The organism is Thioclava sp. UBA3469, assembly GCF_002378135.1.
Lineage (GTDB): Bacteria > Pseudomonadota > Alphaproteobacteria > Rhodobacterales > Rhodobacteraceae > Thioclava > Thioclava sediminum.
In genome coordinates, this window is record NZ_DFRG01000152.1 from 1 (window position 1) to 5295 (window position 5295).

At 64.9% G+C, this 5295-nt stretch carries 6 protein-coding genes; 4 read left to right on the plus strand and 2 right to left on the minus strand.

Annotation, left to right across the window (positions count from 1 at the left end; genetic code table 11):
* The 4 genes from B3D39_RS11840 to B3D39_RS11855 all read left to right on the plus strand — a co-directional run.
* Nucleotides 1-825, plus strand: an 825-nt coding sequence (locus tag B3D39_RS11840; RefSeq protein WP_286789720.1) for an ABC transporter permease, incomplete at its 5' end; no start/stop codon positions are given.
* Complete coding sequence (locus tag B3D39_RS11845; RefSeq protein ID WP_274961655.1) at nucleotides 818-1801, plus strand: ABC transporter permease; 984 nt, start codon at nucleotides 818-820, stop codon at nucleotides 1799-1801. The genes B3D39_RS11840 and B3D39_RS11845, both read left to right, overlap by 8 nt.
* A 2-nt stretch (nucleotides 1802-1803) precedes the next feature.
* Nucleotides 1804-2415, plus strand: a complete 612-nt coding sequence (locus B3D39_RS11850; RefSeq protein WP_274961656.1) for a hypothetical protein — start codon at nucleotides 1804-1806, stop codon at nucleotides 2413-2415.
* 58 nt (nucleotides 2416-2473) lie between these two features.
* Nucleotides 2474-3025, plus strand: coding sequence for a tyrosine-protein phosphatase (locus B3D39_RS11855; protein WP_274961657.1), 552 nt, complete (start codon nucleotides 2474-2476; stop codon nucleotides 3023-3025).
* A gap of 274 nt (nucleotides 3026-3299) precedes the next feature.
* On the opposite strand, the gene B3D39_RS11860 is transcribed toward B3D39_RS11855, so the two are convergent.
* Nucleotides 3300-4619 carry an MFS transporter gene (locus tag B3D39_RS11860; protein WP_274961658.1) on the minus strand — a complete coding sequence of 440 codons (1320 nt, stop codon included), beginning with the start codon at nucleotides 4617-4619 and terminating at the stop codon, nucleotides 3300-3302.
* Nucleotides 4620-4787: 168 nt separating this feature from the next.
* Nucleotides 4788-5111: an SHOCT domain-containing protein gene (locus B3D39_RS11865; protein ID WP_078519137.1), complete on the minus strand. Its 324-nt coding sequence runs from the start codon at nucleotides 5109-5111 to the stop codon at nucleotides 4788-4790.
* Nucleotides 5112-5295 lie beyond the last annotated feature (184 nt).

A 5295-nucleotide genomic window follows, 5' to 3' on the forward strand; every position in this document is an offset into this window, starting at 1 on the left:
TATCTGGGCTGGTCCGCGACCTCGACGGTCGATGCGATCTACGCGAGCGCCACGCATTGGTTCGAAGCCAATGGCAAGCCGGTGCCGCCGAACCCGGTCACGCAAGGCTCGCCGCTGGCGCTGCTGCGCAATCTCACGATCTATATCAGCCTGATCGGCGCCTTCTCTGCCATCGTGATCGGCTACCGGATGGTCGAGACCGACCGTCGGGCCGGGGTGCTGCCGCTGATCGGCGCGCGCCCGCTGGAGCGCCTCGATTACGCGCGGGGCAAGGTCTCGGCACTCGCCCTGGCCGTCGGCGGTCTCGCGGCGCTTGCGGGTGTGGTGGGGGCTGCGACCCTCGCCATCCTGCCTTCGGTGCATCTCGCCGCCGGGGACTGGGCGCGGCTCGCTGCGTTCTTCTCTCTGGGTTGGCTCTACATGATGACCTTCGGGCTGATCGCGATCGGCGCTTCGGCGCGGGCGCGCAGCGAAACCGTGGGGCTGATGGTGCCGACGGTCGTGTGGCTGGTGCTGACCTTCGTCTGGCCCGCGCTGACCGGGAACATCCTGCCCACCGCTGCGATCAACCCGATCTCGGCGCTCGCACCCGCGCCGCAATCCACGATCTTCGACCTCTCCGCGATGCTGCTCGGGCCGTTCTCGTTAGCCGAAGCCTACAAGTATCTCGGCGCGGAGCTGATGGGCTATCTGCCCGACGGCCTGCCGCCGCGCGGCCCCGTTCCCCCGCTGGTCGTGATGATGCTCTTCGCAGCGGGCTCCGGCCTCTATGCGCTGCGCGGCTGCCTCAAGCTCGACATGACGAAGGGAGGCCCCGATGCCTGATCTCTCCGCTATTCCCACCATTGCGCTCAAGGACGCACGGATCGCGCTGCGCGACCGCTTTCTGCTGGCCGCGACCCTGGCGCTAGTCGCCGCCGCGCTGATCTCGCTGATCACCGGGACGGTCGCGATGCGCACCGATGTCGCCACCTACATGGCCGCGAAACAGCAGCTTCTGGCGCTTGGAAAAAGCCTCGGTTCGATCGCGGCCCCCGAATTCTACCCGCTCAAGCTGATGCGCGGCACGATCGAGCAGATCGAGATCATGGGCGCAGTGATCGCGCTGATCGCGGGCTACCGCGCCGCCGTCGAAGAGCGCGGGCGCCAGACGCTGGCGCTGATCCTGACGCGCCCCCTTTCAAACTGGCAGTTCCTCGCCGCGAAGCTGCTGGGCGGGGCCGGGCTGATGGCGACCGCGCTGGCTTGCGTCTTCGCGCTCTGCGCGGTGGTGCTCGCGCTTGGTTCGGGCATCGGCATCGGGGCGAATGACCTGTTGCGGCTCGCGATCACCTGGGGGGCCTCGACGCTCTATCTCAGCGCGATCTTCGCGGTGGGCTTCGGCCTCAGTCTCTGGCTGAAAAGCCCCGCGAGCGGGCTGCTCTACGCCTTCGCGCTGTGGCTTCTGGTGGTGCTGGTGGCGCCGCAGATCGGCGACACGATGGACCCCGACAATCAGGTGGCTGGCGGCGTCTTCGCGCAGCTTTCGATCCCGAAGGCTGAGCAGACCAGGATCAAGCAGGGCTTCGCCACCTACGAGACCATTCGCAACGGGATCGAGGTCTCGTCCGTGACCAAGCATTACGAGCGCTTCACCTTCGCGGTGCTCGGAATCAAGGACATCTACACCGGCAAAGCGCTCGGGCCGATCTGGGCCGACAAGAAGGGCGATGCCTGGTTCCTCATTCTCTTCACCCTCGGCCTCGGCGGGCTCGTCCTGCTGCGTCCGATCCGTGCCGATCGTCTGACCAAGGAGACCTGACGATGAACAAGACCCTTTCCACCCTCACCGTGCTGCTGATGCTCGCCGCTGGCGGCGCCCAAGCCGCGCAGACCGATGCCGACAAGGATGGCGTGCCCGATATGGCCGAGCCGCTGCTGCACACCGATCCGCAGAACCCCGACACCGACGGCGACGGGCAGAACGATCTGGCCGACAGGGACCCGGTGATGGCGCAAAGCCCGATCCAGCCCGGAGGCGCCGCTGCGCCGTTCCATATCGGAGAGCTGCTGGTCGAGAACAATGTCGACCCCGCGACCCATACGGATGCGCCGGATCACCTCGAGATCCAGCTGGTCAATGACGGTGCCAAACCGCTGAAGGGCTTCACGCTCTTCTACACCATCACCGATGCCGATAGCGGCGCGAAGGAGGCCTATATCCTGCATCCCGACGTGACGATTCCCGCCAATGGCTCGGCCCGCATCCATGTCGATGACAGCGGCACGCCTGGGCATCTGCGGGCGAACCCGAACTCGATCTACACCACCGCGCAATCGGCGAAACAGGTCGAGGTGAGCCTGCAGCTTCCGGGCTCTGCCGCGGTGACGCAGGGCGTCAAGAAAGACGCAGGCGGCGCCGAACAGGCGGATTGATCCCGACACGATCGGATCGCGGCCCCGCTTCGCGGGGTCGCAGAGGGAGGCAGAGGCAATGAAACTCCGTAAAATCGCGCAGATCGTGGGCACCGTATTGCTCGGCACGCTCGCGGCGCTGGTGCTCTATTTCGGATATCTTCAGGTGAGTGGAAATTTCCACACCGTGGTGGCTGGCGAGTTCTATCGGTCGAACCAGCCAACGGCCGAGCGGCTGAAATCCTACAAGGAAAAGGACGGCATCCGGTCGGTTCTCAACCTGCGCGGAGCTCATCCGGGACAGGCGTGGTATGACGAAGAGAAGGCCGCGGCGCAGCGGCTGGGGCTGACGCTGATCGATTTCAAAATGTCCGATCACGAGGTCCTAAGCCCCGCGCGCATCGCCGCGTTAGAAGCCGCCATGGCCGACGCGCCGAAACCCTTGCTGGTCCACTGCAAAGCCGGCGCAGATCGCACAGGATTGGCCGCGGCCCTTTATCTTGCGCATCAGAAAAAACGCTCGCCGTCCGAGGCAGGCTGGCAGTTGTCTCTACTCTACGGTCATGTCGGCGTGCCCCGGCTCTCCAGAGCTTGGCCGATGGACGAGACATGGATCGCGGCCAACAGTTGACGAATTTCGAACCTCTTAGTTGCAGGTCTTATGATGGTGGGAAAGTCTCGTTTTTCTCGTGAGCGGACTTTCGAGAGACGCGCAGCGAAGGGCGGCTCACCGTCCTTCCCTTCAGGTGCTGCGAACGGCCCAAAGTGGCCGTTAATAATTCCTGCGGCAGAAGACCGATTGCTGCATGGTGAAAATGTTACCCCGTAATTTTCGATCTGCCGCGAAGACTCTGTCGGGTCGTCGGTGCGGTCTCGTGCGACTGCCGCTCGCGACCGCCTGAGCCTCAGAAGCGGGTGCCCCAATACGGGTGAAGATCGTCGACCACCAGCGGATGGCGATGCGTGCGTTGGCCCTGAAGATGCGGATGATCAGGCGAAAGGTTGTCGTGGCGATGTTCCAGCGTGACCGGATCGCCGGAGGGCCAGACTCGCAGCGCCACGATCAGGCCGAACGTCGCCACCCCTGCGAGCCCGAGCAGCGCAGGGACCGCGCCGAACTCGGTCATCAGCCAGCCGGAGAGTGGATAGGTCATCAGCCAGCAGGCATGGCTCAGCGCGAATTGCGCGGCGAAGAGGGCCGGTCGATCCTCCGAATGCGAGGACCGTCGCAGCAAGCGACCCGACGGTGTCAGCACTGCCGAATAGCCCAAGCCCGTCGCCAGCCATGCCGCGAGCAGCAGAGGCCAGCTGAGCCCGATGGCCGAGATCGCTACGGCAAGGCCGAGGAGCGTGCCGATCATCACGGCTGCACCGGACAGCATCACCGGGCGATCCGGCACGCTCTCGAGCAGGCGCGGCAGGCCGAGCGCCGCCAGCATCGACCCCGCCCCAAAGGCGAACATCGTCCAGGCCAGATCGCTGTCCGAGAGGTTGAGACCTCCGCGCACCAGCACGACCGAATTGACCAGCACCATCGCGCCCGCCGCGGCCGCGGCGAGGTTCACTGCCAGAAGCCCGCGCAGCCGGGGAGTCGCAAGGTAAATCCGGATGCCGCGTGTGGTTCGGTCGTAGATGCCGCGCCGGGTTGCCGCCTGTGGGCTCGGCAGGATCACCGACACCACCAGCATGGCCGAGCCCGCAAACCCCGCGACCGTGCCGAGAAACAGGCTGTTATAGCTCATCACCGCGAGGAGCAGCCCGGCGAGAGTGGGGCTGACGATATTCTCAAGGTCATAAGCCAGTCGGGAAAGAGACAGCGCGCGAGTGTAGCGCTCTTCTTCCGGTAGCACATCCGGCAGCGTCGCCTGAAATGTCGGGGTGAAGGCGGCGGAGGCCGACTGCAGGAGGAAGATCAGCACATAGACTTGCCAGATCTCGGTCACGAAGGGCAGTGCCAGCGCCGCGCAGGCGCGGACAAGGTCGAGCGTGACCAGAAGCGCCCGTCGGTTCACCCTGTCGGCGAAGGCGCCTGCCACCGGCGCGATGCCGACATAGGCGACCATCTTGATCGTGAAGACCGTGCCCAGCACCATCCCCGCATTGTCCCCGGCCAGATCGTAGGCCAGCAGCCCGAGCGCCACCGTGGCGAGCCCGGTGCCGAGAAGCGCTACGATCTGCGCGGCGAAGAGGTGGCGATAGGTTCTGTCTGCGAGGATAGCGAGCATGGGCTCATGAATAGCTTGAAATGGCCTCGCGGTCCAAGCGACCTATCTCGGTCTTCGGGTCGCGGCCCTCACCCAAGCGGTCATCGGAAGGGGCCAGCTTGGCGCTCGGGAGATCGCGCCCGACGGCTCTCGAATGTTCCCCGAGTCTGATCTCCGAGCGCAGCCCGATCATTCTTCGAGCGCTTTTCGGCGGGCCTGATATTCCTCGGGATCGATTTCTCCCTTCGCAAGGCGTTCCTTGAGAATGTCGAGGGCGGTGCTCTGGCTCCGTCCCGGTCCGCGCTCCATCAACCAGCGCACGGCAAGCACGGCGAGGACGATGAGCACGCCCCAGAACACAACCATCATGCCGACACCGAAGAAGCCGTAGCCTTCGCCCCACATCATCGGATGACCGTAATAGCCCTCTGCATAGCCGCCCGGCGCATCGGCGAAAGCGACTGCCGGGGCAAGGGGTGCGAGACATGCAGTGAAAAGAGAAAGTTTGGTCATAGTCGCCTCCACGCGTTTGTTTTGGCGTCGATACACCTTTGATGAGTGCCGGACATTGAGCCAGATCAACGGCGCGCTCCGAAGGACGCCACAGCGTAGAAAAATCATTGGCTGAAGGCGAGTTGCCGGTAGGCGGCCTCGGCCATCGGCCAGAGCGCGGTGCCGCTCAAAGGTGCGGACAGGG